This is a genomic window from Pedobacter sp. CFBP9032 (genome assembly GCF_034045265.1).
GTDB lineage: Bacteria > Bacteroidota > Bacteroidia > Sphingobacteriales > Sphingobacteriaceae > Pedobacter.
Genome location: NZ_JAXCWE010000016.1, coordinates 1 through 17,040 on the forward strand (window position 1 = coordinate 1; position 17,040 = coordinate 17,040).

Genomic DNA, 17,040 nt, shown 5'->3' on the forward strand with positions numbered 1-17,040 from the left:
GGAATAGTCCTTTTGGGTGCGCTTCTGGTAACCCGAATTTATAATAATTGTCATAACGATTTATTTTTGTATCGCTATTTCAGGACTAGACAAGGATATAAAAAAAGAAAGCTTCCAAGGTTGTACCAGGGAAGCTTCTTTTAGTTTAGGTTGTTTAGTTTATGTTGATTATGAATAAGTCTCTTAAATTTTGTAAAAAAAGCGCCGTTGCCAGCGCTTTTTTTAAACCAAATATATAATAATAATTAACGAGCATCACAAAAGTACTAAAAAAATCTATTTAAGCAACAAATATTTACAAAAAAGATATAAATATTTATAAAAATCTATAAAACACATCATTTAACTACAATTTCTATTGTATAAATATCAATAAAATCGGTTAGTTATAAATTTTAGAAATAAAAATCCATTTTTTTAAATACAAAACCATACTTTAAAGAAATATTTAAGTCAAATGATAGAAAATTTTATAAAAAATTACTTAAATCACCCAAAAACTTATGATGAAATGTTTCTTGATGGTGAAAGCTATAGAAACCACTATCAAAATTTCATCAAAAATTTCTCAAGAGAGTCTCTTGAAAACTTAAATAAAAAGGAAGAGTTGGCAAAAAAACTCTTTATGAGCCAGGGTATTACCTTTACTGTTTACGATAGCGGTGAGGGCATCGAAAAAATCTTTCCCTTTGATATTATTCCACGCATTATCACCTCAAGCGAATGGGCGTTTATAGAAAAAGGAATCAAGCAAAGACTTAAAGCTTTAAATCTCTTTTTGAAAGACATTTACAGCAATCAGTTTATCCTTAAAGATCAGATCGTACCCATCAACGTGATTTACTCTTGTCCTCATTTTTTACGAGAAATGCATCACGTAAACGTACTGCACGACATCTACATTCACATCGCCGGCATTGACCTGATTCGTGATCATGATGGTACTTTTTACGTACTGGAAGATAATCTCCGAACGCCATCCGGCGTAAGTTATATGCTGGAGAATCGGGAAATCACCAAGAGATTGTTTCCTGATTTAATTCCGCAATGCGGCGTAAGGAGCGTAACTGAATATCCTGCCATATTATATAAAAACCTGATGGCGCTATCGCCTAGAGCCGTTTCTAATCCTACTATAGTGCTCCTTAGTCCCGGCATGTACAATTCGGCTTATTATGAACATACCACTTTAGCCCGCCTAATGGGCGTTGAATTGGTTGAGGGACGGGATTTGGTGGTTCAAAATCATAAAGTTTTTATGAAGACCACTATTGGCTTACAACAAGTTGATGTAATTTATCGCCGTGTTGATGATGATTATATTGATCCACTGGTATTTAACCCTAATAGTGTTTTAGGCGTTGCAGGTTTAATGGGCGCCTACCGAAAAGGAAATGTGGCCATTGTAAATGCAGTAGGAAATGGTGTTGCCGATGATAAAGCAGTTTATACCTACGTTCCAGATATGATTAAGTATTACCTGAACGAAGAACCGATCTTAAAAAATGTTCCAACTTATCAATTAAGTAATCGTGATGAACTTGATTACGTTTTCTCAAACATCAATACCATGGTGGTTAAAAAAACCAATGGAAGTGGTGGCTATGGGATGTTAATGGGACATGCGGCATCAGAACAGGAGACTGAAGCATATAAAATGGAAATCTTAAAAGATCCAAGAAATTTTATTGCTCAGCCTACCATTAGCCTTTCTTCGGCACCATGTTTTATTAACGGAAAACTGGCACCCCGAAGAATCGACCTCAGGCCTTTTGCTTTAAACGGACCGGATGGTATCTCAATTGTACCTGGCGGATTAACCCGCGTGGCCTTAAAAGAGGGATCCCTTGTGGTGAACAGTTCGCAGGGCGGAGGCAGTAAAGATACCTGGGTTTTAACTTCTTAAAATAACCATATGTTAAGTAGAGTAGCATCTAGCCTGTATTGGCTAAGCAGATATGTAGAACGTAGTGATGGTATGCTTCGCATGTTAAAAATAAATTATGCCTCATCGCAAGATACCATCCAGGAATTTACCTGGAAACCGGTGATCAGAATTTTTTCTTCTGATGATGAAAATGAACTCTTAAATATTCAGCATGACAGCAGAGCGGTAATTGAATATTTGCTGTTAAATAAAGATAATCCCAATTCAATTTTAAATATCGTAACCCTGGCCAGGGAAAATGCCCGGAGTGTACAGGAACATATTCCAAAAGATTTGTGGCAATGCCTGAATGAGTATTATCACACCGTTAAAGATGAAAAACTATTGTGGTACGTGCAGGAAGATGACCCCATTACCGCTTTAGATATTTTAATCAAACAGGTAATGCTCTATCATGGAACGGCAGATAGCGCTATGGAACGTGGGGAAAGCAGAAGCTTTATGAAAATTGGTAAACATTTGGAACGGAGTATTCAATCGATAGATATTTTAGATATCAAATTTAGTTCCATAAGCACTAATCCTGATTTGCTTACCGATATCGCCTACTGGAAACACCTGTTGCTCTCTTTAGGTGGCTACGAACTTTACCTCAAAACTTACAGACAAGGTTTTGACGCCAAAAATATTATCGAACTGGTGATGTTAAATAACGATTTTCCAAGATCTGCACTATATTCTATGAATAATATAGAACGTTATTTTAGTCGGTTAAAAAGTGAAAGTAATATTGAAGATTACAACAATCTTTCCTTTAAAATTGGAAGGTTAAAAAGCATGATTACCTACAGTTCGGTAAATACAATGGAAGAAGATCAGCTTCATCATTATTTAACAGAGATAAAAACTGAGCTTTTTGGCATTGGTAACCTGCTTAATGAATATTATTTTGCAAATTCATAATACTTTAAAATTGACTAACAACCCACCTAATCAGCCATAAAATGCCAATTTTTAAAATAAAACACATTACCAATTACAAATATGAATCGCCGATCAGGGATAGTGCAAACCAGATTATTCTATTCCCGATAAAAGATGATTTCCAGAAAGTGGTACAACATGATTTAAATATTTCCGGAAGTCCGGATATTGAAATTTTTATAGATTATTATGGAAATGAGGTGGGTACATTTACCCAAAATGAACCGCATACGCAGTTAAAGATTTTCTCTAAAGTAAGTGTAGAAACCTTTCCAAAACCACTTCCACAGGATGATATGTTTAGCCGCGAGCAATGGAATAGTTTAGATGCGATAAAATATGAAGTAAACTATATTGATTACCTCAGGCAGGAATCTTTCGAAGGCATGATGCAATTAAAAGAAACTGCACTGGCCATAAAAACCATTGAGGATACCCCTTATCAAACATCAATAAAATATTGTGCGCACGTTTTCAATAATTATGAATACATTAAAGGAATAACGGCTGTTGATACCACCATTGATGAGATTTTAAAGCTGAAAGCAGGTGTTTGTCAGGATTTTGCACATGTACTTACAGCCATGTTACGCCTAACGGGGATTCCGGCCAGATACGTAAGCGGCTACATCTGCCCCAATCAAGATGGCATGCGTGGTGAAGGCGCAACCCATGCCTGGGCAGAAGCTTATTTACCTGAATATGGATGGCTGGGCCTGGATCCTACCAACAACTGTATTGCTAATGAAAAGCATGTGCGTTTAGCCGTAGGCAGAAACTTCGCCGATTGCTCTCCTGTTAAGGGCGTTTATAAAGGTGGTTTTGAACACCTGATGGAAGTAAACGTTTCCGTGGGCTACAATGATGAGGATTTTAATGATCATGAAAATTATTTCCAGCCAAAAGAGGTCAACTATACAAAACCTTCAGGTATCGCGACCGCAAATATTAGAAAGCAGAATAGTTATCAACAGTATATGGAAGCAATGCAACAGCAGCAACAGCAGTAGGCAGTTTACAGTTCACAGTTTTCAGTTTGCAGTTTTTTAGTTTGCCTCAACTCGTCGGATGAATATTGGCATATAGGCTATATTCATCCGATGACTTAGAAAATTTCTCTACTTTCTAAAATCTCGGTAATCTTTTCGTTTTCAATAATCCACATCCCTATTCTTTCGGCGGTAATTCCATCCATAAGTTTATAAGTAAACACAGGCCTATTATTAGTCATTTTCGTTGAGAGATATTTAAATATTATATTTTCATTTTGCTCTAAATTTTCGGCTACCTCTATAATATGAGTTGATATGACAAAGCAACAATCAGCGATTTTGGAGAACGACTTCGTAATAGATAATGAGCCATCGAAGGCATCTTTCACATTTGTTCCACGGAAAAGTTCGTCGAAAATAACGAAGATATTTTTTTTGTTTTTAATCACCTGTGCCACCTGTTTAACCCTCAATACCTCATTGTAAAAATGGCTGTAACCTGCGTTCAAATTGTCGGGTAGGTTGATAGTAGAAACCAGCCCCTGCCAGATTCCCGTCTTCATCGATTTCACCGGAACCGGAAGTCCCAGATGTGCTAAATAGATTGCAACACCTATTGATTTTAAAAAAGTAGATTTTCCGGCCATATTGCTGCCGGTAAGGAAACAAACGTTTCTCCCCTCGCCAAAGGATAAATCGTTAGCAACCGGAGCTTCCAGAAAAGGATGAAAGATACCCTCAATTGTAAAATCCCTATGTGCTGTTATCACTGGCATCTTTAGGTTATGTTTTCTTGCTGCAAGAACAACCGAATAAAATGCATCAATCTTATACGTAATACTTAACAGTTTTTTAATTGTGGAGAATGCTTTTCCACGAAAAATAATGTCAAATCTCTCCAGCTCAAATATGGTTAATTTCCTGTATGGTTGTTTCATCAACTCCCCAAACATCTTATACTTAGACAACTCGAGTATAACGTCATCAAACTCGATAATGAGTTCAGGCCGGGTAATACCTGGGCTGGCAAAAACACCAATTAATTCCCTGCATAAATTAACTATTGATCCTATTCCTTTCTGCTTAAGATAATAGACCTGATTAGGCGTAAAAAAATAACTTAGTGAAGATTTCAATGCCCTGATGGGAGAAAAATATTTCACTTTTGTGTTTAAACATAAATATCCTTCAACAAAATCAATATTCGTTCGATCGAAAGCTATATTTCCTTTGTAATCAGAAAGGTATTTGATTAGCTCCTGCCGATGATTAATAAGTGTAATATCTGTAGTGGGTGATTGAAAAAGCTGCATTAACTCTTCATTCCCCTTAAGTGTACCCGTAAAATTAAATAAAGAAAAAACACTTTTATTTGATCCATGAGAATCGAAAATATTAAGATCGTTTAAAGTTTGTTTATCGATATCAAATTTATACATGAGCAGTCAGATCAAAAGCGTTTACCATTATGGAATATAAAGCAATTTAAAACTGTATTTTGATATTATCTCTTATATCGAAGGAAATTTTAATCGTAGATTATTTGAATAGAAGAATTTCAAAAATATAAATCTAAATCCTTATTTTTGCGGCTTTTACAAATATCAATATGATTAAGAGACAGCAAATTAAAGATTTATTAAAATCGACTGCATTTGGCACAGAAGTAACGGTTATGGGATGGGTAAGAACTTTCCGCAATAATCAGTTTATCGCTTTAAATGATGGAAGTTGCATGAGCAATATCCAGGTAGTGATCGATTTTAATAATTTACCAGATGAGCTGTTAAAAAGAATCACCACGGGCGCTGCCATTTCTGCAACCGGAAGTCTAGTAGAATCGTTAGGAAAAGGCCAAACGGTAGAAATTAAAGCAACTTCAGTAGAAATTTTAGGTGATAGCGATCCCGAAAAATTCCCTTTACAACCTAAGAAACATAGCTTGGAATTTTTACGTGAAATTGCGCACCTGCGTTTCCGCACCAATACTTTTAATGCGGTTTTCAAGGTTCGCCATGCATTGGCTTTCGCCATCCACCAGTTTTATAACGAGCGTGGTTTCGTGTACATGCATACACCGGTTATTACGGCGAGTGATGCCGAAGGTGCCGGTGAGATGTTTAAAGTAACTACTTTAGATTTTGACAATACACCACGTACTGAAGATGGAAAAGTTGATTTTTCACAAGATTTCTTCGCACGTGCAACCAACTTAACCGTTTCCGGACAGTTAGAAGGCGAATTGGCCGCTATGGCTTTTGGTAAGATTTATACTTTTGGTCCGACATTCAGGGCTGAAAACTCCAATACTACCCGTCACCTTGCCGAATTCTGGATGGTTGAACCAGAATTTGCCTTTGCTGATTTAGAGGATAACATGCAGCTGGCAGAAGACATGATGAAGTATGTAATTAAATATGCTTTAGACAACTGTAAAGATGAGTTGGAATTCTTAAATACACGCTTAGCTGAAGAAGACAAACAGAAACCTCAGAATGAGCGCAGCGAGTTCACTTTATTAGAAAAATTAGATTTCTGCTTAGCCAATGATTTTGAACGCTTAACCTATACCGAGGCGATCAGAATTTTAAAATCATCCAAGCCAAACCAGAAAAAACAATTTAAATATTTGATTGATGAGTGGGGAGCAGATTTACAAAGCGAACACGAACGTTTCTTAGTAGAAAAGCATTTCAAAAAGCCTGTAATTTTAACTGATTATCCGGCAGATATTAAATCATTTTACATGCGCCAGAATGAACCAGATGCTGAAGGCAGACAAACTGTTGCCGCAATGGATATTTTGTTCCCGGGCATTGGCGAAATGATTGGTGGTTCTCAACGTGAAGAACGCCTGGATCGTTTAACTAAAAGAATGGAAGATTTAAATATTCCTCAGGATGAACTTTGGTGGTATTTAGATACCCGCCGTTTCGGAACAGCACCACATGCGGGCTTCGGTTTAGGCTTCGAACGTTTGGTATTGTTCGTTACCGGAATGACAAACATCCGCGATGTAATTGCTTTCCCTAGATTCCCTAAAAACGCAGAGTTTTAAGAAGGGTTTAGGGTTTAGGGTTTAGGGTTTAGGGTTTAGGGTTTAGGCAAAACAAACGGCTAAACTAAAGGGTCAGGTTTTTGAAACCTGATCCTTTTTTTTTTTTATAAGTAGCTTAACAATAATTTGTTATATCTCGGCATAATAGAATAGGATTGCTACGAATATTACAAATGAAGGATCGGAGCATATTCTCGTAAAGACGTTCATGGAGCAGAGAAATGAATGTACTAAACTAACACACTCTTCATTTCGAGGTATAAAAAAGCCCTGTAAATGTTTCACTTACAGGGCTTTCTTATTATTAAAATAGTTTAAATTCCGTCATCATGCATGGTATCACTATATGGATTGGCATGTTGATAATCAACTGCAGAAACCTTATAATCTGTTGGCGCAAAGGTTGTTGCCGTACTCAAAGCCATCCCTAATTCAAAACGGGTTGGATACGGTGTTTGCAATAAACTTCCGGCAGGGATATAAGGGAAACTCTCCAGGTAAGATTGCATTACGCTAGAGCTTACTCTCCTGTTAATATAGGCCCTGCTTAATTGATGGGGTTCACGTAAACCCGCAGCCCCCAACAGTTCCACAGCACTTGCAACAGTCAGGTTATGGAAATTTTTCACCCGGACCGTTTTATCCTCCACCACTAAACCTTTCATTAAACTTTGATCTTGGGTGGCTACACCTGTTGGGCAAGTATTGCTATTACATTCCAACGCCTGAATACAACCTAAGGCGAACATCATCCCGCGGGCTGCATTACATAAATCAGCTCCCAAAGCAATATTTTTCACTAAATCGAAGCCCGTTGCTACCTTACCAGAAGCAATGATTTTGATGTGCTTTTTTAAATCAAAACCGTTTAATACATCGTAAACAAAGGCAACACCTTCACGCAATGGCATACCCACAGAATTAGAAAACTCTTGTGGTGCTGCACCCGTTCCACCTTCTCCCCCATCTACCGTGATGAAATCAGGATATATACCCGTTTCAATCATCGCTTTGCAAATGGCATAAAATTCACTTTTTCTACCAATACATAATTTAAACCCGACTGGCTTTCCGCCGGATAAATCACGTAATTTTTTCACAAACTCCAACAAACCAATTGGCGTATTAAATGCCGAATGCGCTGGCGGAGACAATACATCTTTTCCTTCTGGCACTAAACGGATTCGCGCTACTTCTGCAGTAACTTTTTTGGCAGGCAACATTCCACCATGGCCAGGTTTAGCACCTTGAGATAATTTAATCTCGATCATTTTCACCTGATCTGAATGTGCACGTTCACTGTAAGCATCGTAATTAAATGTGCCATCATTATTCCGGCAACCGAAATATCCCGTTCCAATCTGCCAGATTAAATCGCCGCCTGGTTTCCGGTGGTAATCGCTAATACCACCTTCGCCGGTGTTATGTGCGAAGTTGCCCATTTTAGCGCCACCATTTAAAGCTAGAATTGCATTCTGACTCAAAGATCCAAAACTCATTGCAGAGATATTATAAATACTGGCAGAATAAGGTTTTGTACAATCCGGACCACCGATAATTACACGGGGGTCTAAATTTAGTTCGTGGTGAGAAATGGCCGCAATACTGTGGCTCAACCATTCATAACCATTTTCGTATACATTTAACTGGGTTCCAAACGGAATGGTATCGTTATCTGTTTTAGCTCTTTGATAAATTAAGGAACGATTTAGTCTGCTATATGGCGTACCATTGGTATCACTTTCTACAAAATACTGGTACACTTTTGGCCTCAATTCTTCCATAAAATAACGCAGTCGCCCGAAAACCGGGTAGTTTCGTACGATACTGTGTTTTGGCTGATATAAATCGTAAACGCCAAGGATTACAAAAGGGCCTGTAAAAAGGAATGTCCACCATAAAAAAGGATGGTATAGACCTAGCATAATGGTTAGGGCAATTAAAAATGCGGCGATTGCCACGAAAGCTTTTCTCATAATAATAGATTAGCGTATGTTTTGTGATGCAAAGATTAAGAATATTAAACAACCTACACCATTAAATTGTTATTTTTACGCTATGCTTATTAAAATCTATCCGGAGAACCCTAACGAAAAAGCCATTCAACAGGTGGTAGAAGTATTAAAGAAAGGTGGAATAATTATCTACCCTACTGATACCATTTATGGACTAGGTTGCGACATTACCAACCCAAAAGCTATTGAAAAAATTGCCCGCATTCGTGGCATCAAGCCAGAGAAAGCTAACTTTTCATTTATCTGTCATGATTTAAAGCATATTTCAGATTATATAAAGCCTATTGATAATACCACTTTCAGGGTATTAAAGAAAGCATTACCCGGGCCTTTCACCTTTATCTTCGATGCCAACAATAATGTTCCAAAATTATTAAGTTCGAATAAAAAAACGGTAGGTATTCGTGTACCTGATAATAATATCGCCAGGTGTATTGTAAAAGAATTGGGCAACCCTATCTTATCTACTTCTATTAAAGATGATGATGACGTAATTGAATATTCAACTGATCCGGAATTAATTCACGAAAAATATGAAAACCTAGTTGATTTAGTAATTGATGGCGGCTTTGGAGACAACGAAGCATCAACCGTTATTGATTGTACCAGCGGGGAATTCGAAGTGATTCGTGAAGGGAAAGGAAATATTGAAGATTTTCTTTAAGCAACCAATCAGTTAACCCAATCATCGATTCAATAACTCAATCATTCTCTAATTCAATTATTTATAAATTACTAAACTTACCAACATCCCTCTTTAATATTCTTATAATTAACTAAATTTAATTCATCAATGGCTAACTATCATTGATTGCCAAACACAACTAATTTTACATCCCCCAATATCAAATATCTGAACCCTATTTTCATATCCTAAACATCCCATATGCAACAAAATCTACTTCAATAAGCTGTTTTTCCAGCTAAATTGTTTCGCTATGCGATTCAATTCTTCACTTATTCAGGCAAAATGATCAACCTTTTAGTGGGATTTATCTTGCTGTGGATATTTGAATGATCCAACAATCACCCTTAACGCTATTAATCGGTAAGTTTTACACGCGTAAATAAAAATCACGACTTAAAGATTTTATTGCCCCGTCATTTCTTCTTGTCTGCAAGAGGAAGACCTTTTATCATCCCTATAAAACTGTATGAAAAAACTTCTACTTTTATCCCTGTTGTTCCTGATTGCGGGCAGATTATTCGCTCAGGTCACACTTACCACCTCTCCCTATCTCGAAAATTTTGACGGAATCGGTACTGCACTTCCATCTGGTTTCTCCGTAAGATTAAATGCAACAGCCACTGCATTAGGAACACCAGCAGCATTTACCACCGCAGCTACTGCATGGAACAATGTAACAGGCGCATTTAAAAATCTGGCTTCAGCAACAGCCGGGGCCACCGCAACTACGACAGCGCAAAGTTCAGCTACAGATCGTGCTTTGGGCTTAAGGCAAACCGGGAGTATAGGAGATCCTAACGGGGCTTTTGTGTTTCAACTGGCCAATACTACAGGCAAAACGGACATAAAACTAAGTTTCAACTTACAATCTTTAGATGCCGGATCGCCAAGACAAGCCACCTGGCGGGTAGATTATGGCTTCGGTGTTGTCCCAACTACCTTTACCGCAGCAACTACTACCGGGACAGTAACCACCGGGAATACTTCATTTTCCAATAATACGGTTAATGTAGATTTTGGAACTGCCTTAGATAACAATGCAAACACGGTTTGGATTAGAATCGTAACCATTACGAATACCACAGGCGCCGGGAATCGCCCTTCTACGGGTATAGATAATTTTAATTTATCCTTCACCTCGGGTGGAGGTACTGCAACTCCCACCTTAACCGCATCAACAGCAAGTTTATCCTTCGGGAACCAAACTATTGCCACCAGTTCTGCTTCGCAAAGTTTTACAGTAAAAGGCACCAATACTACCGCAAACACCAATATCAGTACTTCATTACCGTTCTCCGTATCAAAAGACAATAGCATTTTTACTAATGCTATAGCTTTTACCCCTGCAGAAATTTCGTTAACGCCAACAGTTTATCTTCGGTATAACCCTACAGTAGTCGGCGCATCATCAGGCAATGTAACCGTATCTAGCACAGGGGCAACTTCGGCTGTTATTGGGTTAACGGGAACAGGTGTAGCCGGAGATGTAACCCCGCCCGTTACTACCGCCAGTTATCCGAAAACCAGTAACGCCACACTCACTACCATAAATTTAGTAAATAACATCAGTGAGGCCGGAACAAGTTACTACGTTTTACTTGCTTCGGGTGCAACAACTCCAACAGCCGCTCAGGTAAAAGCTGGCTTGGATGCCACCGGAGTTGCAGCCTTCAAATCAGGTTCATTTGCAAATACCGCAAATGTAGATGCTTCAGCTACCATAACAGGTCTAACGGCCGGAACAACTTATACTTTCTATGCAGTGGCGCAAGATGTTGCCGGTAATTTACAAACCACCGTTGCAGCTATAGATGGAACAACAGCAAATCCACCTTTAGTAAGTGCGCCAATCATTATCAGTCAATATTATGAAGGCACGTCTGTGAATAAATGGATTGAGTTAACCAACTTGAGTAATACGCCCATTAATACCGCCTCACCACAATTAAAATTGGCTTTATATAATATTTCTGGCGATGCCGGAACAATAAACATTGCAGGAGCACCCTCTCAAATTGTCAATTTAAACTTTACAATTCCTGCACGTGGTTCGGTGTTGTTGGGCAACACCGGGAATAGCAATACAGAAATTCCTTATTTAACCCCTGCCAGCGCCATACTCAACAGTAATACGGTAATTAATTTTAATGGAAATGATGGTGTAGCCTTGCTAGATGCAAACAATAATATTATCGATGCTTTTGGTCAAGGCGTTAACGCGAAGGACGTATCTTATGTAAGAAGTTTAAATGTAACGGCACCCAGCCCTACTTATACTGATGAAGACTGGACCAGAACAACAATGGCTTTGGTTCAAAATGCGATAGATGATGATGATGCAAACCGTTTAGGCGTTCATTTCCCACCAAATTTACCTGTTTGTGCAGCGCCATCCACACCAGCAACTGCCTTAACATTTAACAGTGTAACCACCAACAGCATTTCTGCAGGTTTCACCAGATCTACAGATGCTAATGAATACCTGATTATCAGAAGCTTAAATAACACTTTATCGGCAACGCCAACAGATGGAACCGTTTACAACGTTGGTACGCCTTTTGGCGGAGGAATTGTGGCGAATAGAATTGTAACGAATGTATTTACCGATAATGGATTGGCAGATGCAACCAGCTATACTTATTTTATTATCCCGCTAAATAACATTTCCTGTACTGGAGGACCGAAATACCTAACAACAAGCATCCTGAGTGCCAGCCAGGCCACTAAAGCCTTATTACCCTGTGCCACTCCTGCTGCTCAGCCAACAAACTTTATCATCACCTCATCTAACTACAATTTTATTCAAGGTGCTTTTACCCCTGCAAATGGTGCAGATGAATACCTGGTGGTGATGAGTACCAGCAATGCCTTAACAGCTTCGCCAGTTAATCAAAACACCTATAACATTGGCGACCAATTGGGCGGCGGTATTGTAGTGAAGAGCGGAACCGGTGGTACTTTTATTAGAAATGGTTTATCACAAAATACCAATTATTACTTCTTTATTTATTCGGTAAACAGCGCTTGTAGCGGCGGTCCATTGTACCTCACTACGCAACCCCTTTTAGGCAATCTGAAAACCGGAGTATTAGACGTAAACAAACTTAATTTCTATTATGGAAATTTACATAGTCACAGTAGCTATTCAGACGGAAATAAAGATGATTTAACCAAAAAACCGGAAGATGATTATGCATTTGCAAAAAATTCGATGAATTTAGATTTCCTGGGTATATCAGAACACAACCATACACAGGCCGGAATGTCATTAGCCAGCTGGCAACCTGGAATAGATGCTGCAAAAAAAGCAACAACATCTACTTTCGTAGCCCTGCACGGCATGGAATGGGGTGTAATAAGTGGTGGTGGACACGTAATTGTTTACGGAATAGATTCATTAATAGGTTGGGAACCCGGCGAAAATCAAATTTATGTTCCGAAGAGTGTTTATACGGGTACTACCGGATTATTCAGAATCATCAACAGGCATGGCTTAAACGCAGTAGCCACGCTGGCACACCCCAATACAACCGATTACAATAACATTTTGGCTAATTATGATTTAAGTGCGGATAGTGCCATTGTGGGTACGGCTTTAGAAAGTGGCCCCGCATTTTCAACCAATACCACCTATTCAGATCCGGCCAGTTCCATGAGTTATCTCAGTTATTATAACAGGATGTTGGCCAGGGGTTATCACCTGGGTGCCAGTATAGATCATGATAACCACAATCTAACTTTCGGCCGGCATACCCGGGCCAGGTTGGTGGTGATGGCTCCTGCCCTTACCGAAAATGACTTGCTTGATGCGATTAAGAAAATGCGTTTTTACGCTTCTCAAGATTCAGCCGCTAAAATCGTTTTCACTATTAATAAACAACCTGTTGGCAGCGACTTTAAAACTGCAGGTGCACCACTAATTGAATTAAACTCGATTACAACAAGTCCGGTAACCAGTATTAAAATTCTTTACGGCACGCCAGGCAACGGCGTTAATCCGGTTGAATTAACCACAAGTACTACGGCCAGTTTAACCTATACAGATAATGCCTTGGCCAACTTAGCCACTGGTTATTATTATGCAGATCTTGTGGAAGCAGATGGAAGTAGAATTATAACTTCTCCAATCTGGTACAGCAGAGATGATGCAACCGTAAAAAGCAATCAAACCATCACCCTTGCGCCTACCAAAACCGTTACCTATGGCGATCCTGATTTTCCTATTGGCGCAACCAGCGATAACACCAATATCAACATCACTTATACCAGTAGCGATACCAACATTGCAACCATAAGCAATAATGATGTGCATATTGTAAAAGCAGGTACGGTAACCATCACCGCGAACCAGGCAGGAGATACATTTTTTAATCCTGCCGTTGCGAAACAACAAGTCTTAACCATTGCACCGAAAACGATTACAGTAACTGCCGATGCCAAAACAAAAGTAGAAGCTACGGTAGATCCAACCTTAACCTATACAGCTGTGCCCGCACTGTTCGGAGCTGACATTTTCACCGGTGCATTAACCAGAAATCCTGGAGAAACCGCTGGCGATTATTCCATTACTCAAGGAACATTAGCTTTAAACACCAATTACGCCATCAACTACAAACCAGCAAACCTGCGTATTTATGCCATGCCAGTAGCTGTTGCTAGTGCGAATGTTTCACTGCCTTTAAATGCAACTGCACCAGTGATTACTTTTTCCGCATCGGCAGGTACAGCACCTTTTACCTTTACCTATAACATTAATGGTGGCGCAACACTAACTGCAACATCAAATACCAATGCAGTAAATTTAACTGCGCCAACCAATACAGTTGGCACATTTGTATATACGGTAACCTCTATAACAGATGCCTATAGCACGCAAACACAAAACGTGGCAACAACTGTAAAAGTGAACCCAATTCCTGTGGCCACCATATCTGGCACTACCGCATTATGTTTAAATGGCACGGCACCCACAATAACATTTACAGGTGGAAACGGTACGGGGCCTTATATTTTCACTTACAATATTAACGGTGGAACAAGCCAAATCCTAACTACTACCGGTACAAATACTACTGCTACCCTCACTGCACCAGCAAACACCGCTGGAACATTTAACTACAATTTATTGCGGGTTTCTGATGCCAATGCTGCACAAAATCAAACTGGTACGGCAACTGTAACCATTAGAACCCTGGCCACAGCCACCATTGCAGGTACTTCGGCTGTGCCACAAAACGCTACCGCACCAATGGTTACTTTCACCGGTGTAAACGGAACAGCACCATACACTTTCACCTATAATATTAATGGAGGCACAAACAGAACCGTTACTTCTACCGAAAATACAGCAACTGTTACCGCGCCAACAGCTACTGTAGGTAACTTCGTGTATAATTTAGTCAATGTAGCTGATGTAAATTGCGGTCAGGCGCAAGCAGGCGCTGCAACGGTAACTGTTCGTCCATTACCAATAGCTACCATTGCAGGTACTACTGCTGTTTGTAATTTCAGTAACTCACCACAAATTACTTTTACAGGTTCAGCAGGAACAGCCCCTTATACCTTTACTTATCGTATTAATGGTGGAAGCAACAGAACAATAATAACCAATGCTACAACAGCAACGGTAACGGCTCCAAGCAATACAACAGGAACCTTTGTTTATACTTTGGTGAGCGTAACAGATGCTTTCGCAACACAAGCACAAACTGGAAATGCTACTGTTACCATCAATCCACTACCAGTTATTAACATCAGCAGCAATAAAGGTTTATCCATTTCGAAAGGTGATGCAGTAATTTTAATTGCAACGGGTGGATCACAATACAGCTGGACAGGCGCCGAAATAAGCAGTGGACAGTTAACATCATCTGCCACCATCAGGCCAAAACAAAGTGGAACTTACCAGGTTACCGTAACCAATGCCAGCGGATGTTCAAGTAATCAAACGATTTTCATCACAGTGGTTGATGATTATAAACTAGAAGCGAGCACAGTAGTAACGCCAAATGGCGATGGTTATAACGATAAGTTTATTGTTAAAAACATCGATTACTATCCAAATAACACCTTGAGAATTTTCGATAAGGCCGGACGGATTTTATACACCACAAAAGGTTATACCAACGATTGGGATGGAACTGTTAACGGAAGTCCGCTTGCTGAAGGGACCTATTACTACATCATTGATTTAGGAACAGGAATTAAAACATTTAAAGGATACATTAATATCATCAGAGACTAATTACAAACATGAAAGTAATTACAAAAAACATAAAGCAAATAAGTTGCGTAACGTTTCTATTTGCCACAAGCATTTTATTATCGACTACTATCAAGGCGCAAATTTTGCCTTTAAATGCCCAGTATTTCCAAAACAAATACCTGGTTAATCCATCAATGGCAGGTATTAACGAAGGTTTAAATATTAACGGTAGCTTCCGTAAACAATGGTCTAACATTCCCGGCGCCCCCATTACGCAAAGTGTAACGCTAGATCAGCAGGTAAATAAAGTAGGTTGGGGCGTAAATGTTTACAACGAAAAAGCGGGTGGCCTGCAGCGCACTAAAGCTGTCGGAACCTTTGCCTATCATTTACCGTTAAACAGCAACAAACAGCAGTTAAATTTCGGGGTATCTTTTGGTGCAAGTCAGGATAAATTAGATTTAAGTAGTGTGTACAATAGCGATATTAATGATCCATCTATTGCACGGTTTAACGATCGGGGTTATTATCTGGATGGCGATTTTGGTGTTTCCTACACCTCTAATGCATTAACTGTGGAAGGTGCTATTCCAAACATGCGTTCGGTATTCCGAAATGAAGATCTGAATTTTGCTAATAAACCCACTTTCTATTCGGCAGTAAGCTATAAGTTTAATTTTGGATCTGGCATTAATGCTGTAAGCCTAGAACCCAAAGGTGTTTTCCGGGGCATTAAAAATTATGATAATCTTTGGGATGCTGGCGTAAATGCCAATTTTATTGGTGATAAATTATTTGCGATGGCTATGTATCACAACACGCAAAATATTACGGTTGGTTTCGGCATGAACTATAAATCATCGCTATATTTCATGGCGTATTACAACACGGCTACCTCTGCAATAAGTGGTTATACCGATGGCGATTTTGAAGTTAATATCCGGGTGAATATTGGCAAGAAACCTTAACCCCGTATCCGCCTGGCAGCACCTTTCCTCGCGAGAGGAAAGGGCGTATAATAAGAACTTTTTCATGGTAAGCAATCAAACAGTTCAAAAACCACCCCGCCCTGCGGGCACCCCTCCAATGGAGGGGAATTGCAAACGCTGCCTAGCGACCGCAACCCTGCTATAGCCACATGCTATTGCCACCTCGCTATCCGGCCTAGGAGATGATGGAAGGAGAAGCCGTTGAAATTTTTGCTCTGATG

9 protein-coding genes are annotated in these 17,040 nt (G+C 39.3%); 7 read left to right on the top strand and 2 right to left on the bottom strand.

From position 1 onward, the window contains the following. Positions 1–457 precede the first annotated feature (457 nt). From SOM16_RS21225 to SOM16_RS21235, 3 genes are read left to right on the top strand one after another with little or no spacing between them, the layout of a single operon-like run. On the top strand, positions 458–1,906 hold the full coding sequence (locus SOM16_RS21225) for a circularly permuted type 2 ATP-grasp protein (RefSeq protein WP_320466002.1): 1,449 nt from the start codon (positions 458–460) through the stop codon (positions 1,904–1,906). Positions 1,907–1,915: 9 nt separating this feature from the next. Further along, positions 1,916–2,851 (top strand): alpha-E domain-containing protein, encoded by a 936-nt coding sequence (locus SOM16_RS21230; protein WP_320466003.1) that lies wholly within the window; start codon positions 1,916–1,918, stop codon positions 2,849–2,851. A 41-nt stretch (positions 2,852–2,892) separates the two neighbouring features. After that, positions 2,893–3,882 (top strand): transglutaminase family protein, encoded by a 990-nt coding sequence (locus SOM16_RS21235; protein WP_320466004.1) that lies wholly within the window; start codon positions 2,893–2,895, stop codon positions 3,880–3,882. Between the two features lie 95 nt (positions 3,883–3,977). Here SOM16_RS21235 and SOM16_RS21240 read toward each other — a convergent pair whose 3' ends face one another. Then, positions 3,978–5,303 (bottom strand): MutS-related protein, encoded by a 1,326-nt coding sequence (locus SOM16_RS21240; RefSeq protein ID WP_320466005.1) that lies wholly within the window; start codon positions 5,301–5,303, stop codon positions 3,978–3,980. A gap of 170 nt (positions 5,304–5,473) precedes the next feature. On the opposite strand from SOM16_RS21240, the gene asnS reads away from it, so the two are divergent. Continuing rightward, positions 5,474–6,922 carry an asparagine--tRNA ligase gene (gene asnS, locus SOM16_RS21245; RefSeq protein WP_320466006.1) on the top strand — a complete coding sequence of 483 codons (1,449 nt, stop codon included), beginning with the start codon at positions 5,474–5,476 and terminating at the stop codon, positions 6,920–6,922. 314 nt (positions 6,923–7,236) lie between these two features. Here asnS and SOM16_RS21250 read toward each other — a convergent pair whose 3' ends face one another. Beyond that, positions 7,237–8,898 (bottom strand): FMN-binding glutamate synthase family protein, encoded by a 1,662-nt coding sequence (locus SOM16_RS21250; RefSeq protein ID WP_320466007.1) that lies wholly within the window; start codon positions 8,896–8,898, stop codon positions 7,237–7,239. 82 nt (positions 8,899–8,980) lie between these two features. Here SOM16_RS21250 and SOM16_RS21255 point away from each other — a divergent pair, with 82 nt between their 5' ends. From SOM16_RS21255 to SOM16_RS21265, 3 genes are all read left to right on the top strand, one after another. Beyond that, the gene (locus SOM16_RS21255) at positions 8,981–9,601 is read left to right on the top strand and encodes an L-threonylcarbamoyladenylate synthase (protein ID WP_320466008.1); all 621 of its coding nucleotides are present in this window, start codon (positions 8,981–8,983) and stop codon (positions 9,599–9,601) included. A 490-nt stretch (positions 9,602–10,091) separates the two neighbouring features. After that, positions 10,092–15,869, top strand: coding sequence for a gliding motility-associated C-terminal domain-containing protein (locus SOM16_RS21260; RefSeq protein WP_320466009.1), 5,778 nt, complete (start codon positions 10,092–10,094; stop codon positions 15,867–15,869). Positions 15,870–15,877: 8 nt separating this feature from the next. Further along, positions 15,878–16,798: a PorP/SprF family type IX secretion system membrane protein gene (locus tag SOM16_RS21265; protein WP_320466010.1), complete on the top strand. Its 921-nt coding sequence runs from the start codon at positions 15,878–15,880 to the stop codon at positions 16,796–16,798. The last annotated feature ends 242 nt before the right edge of the window (positions 16,799–17,040 follow it).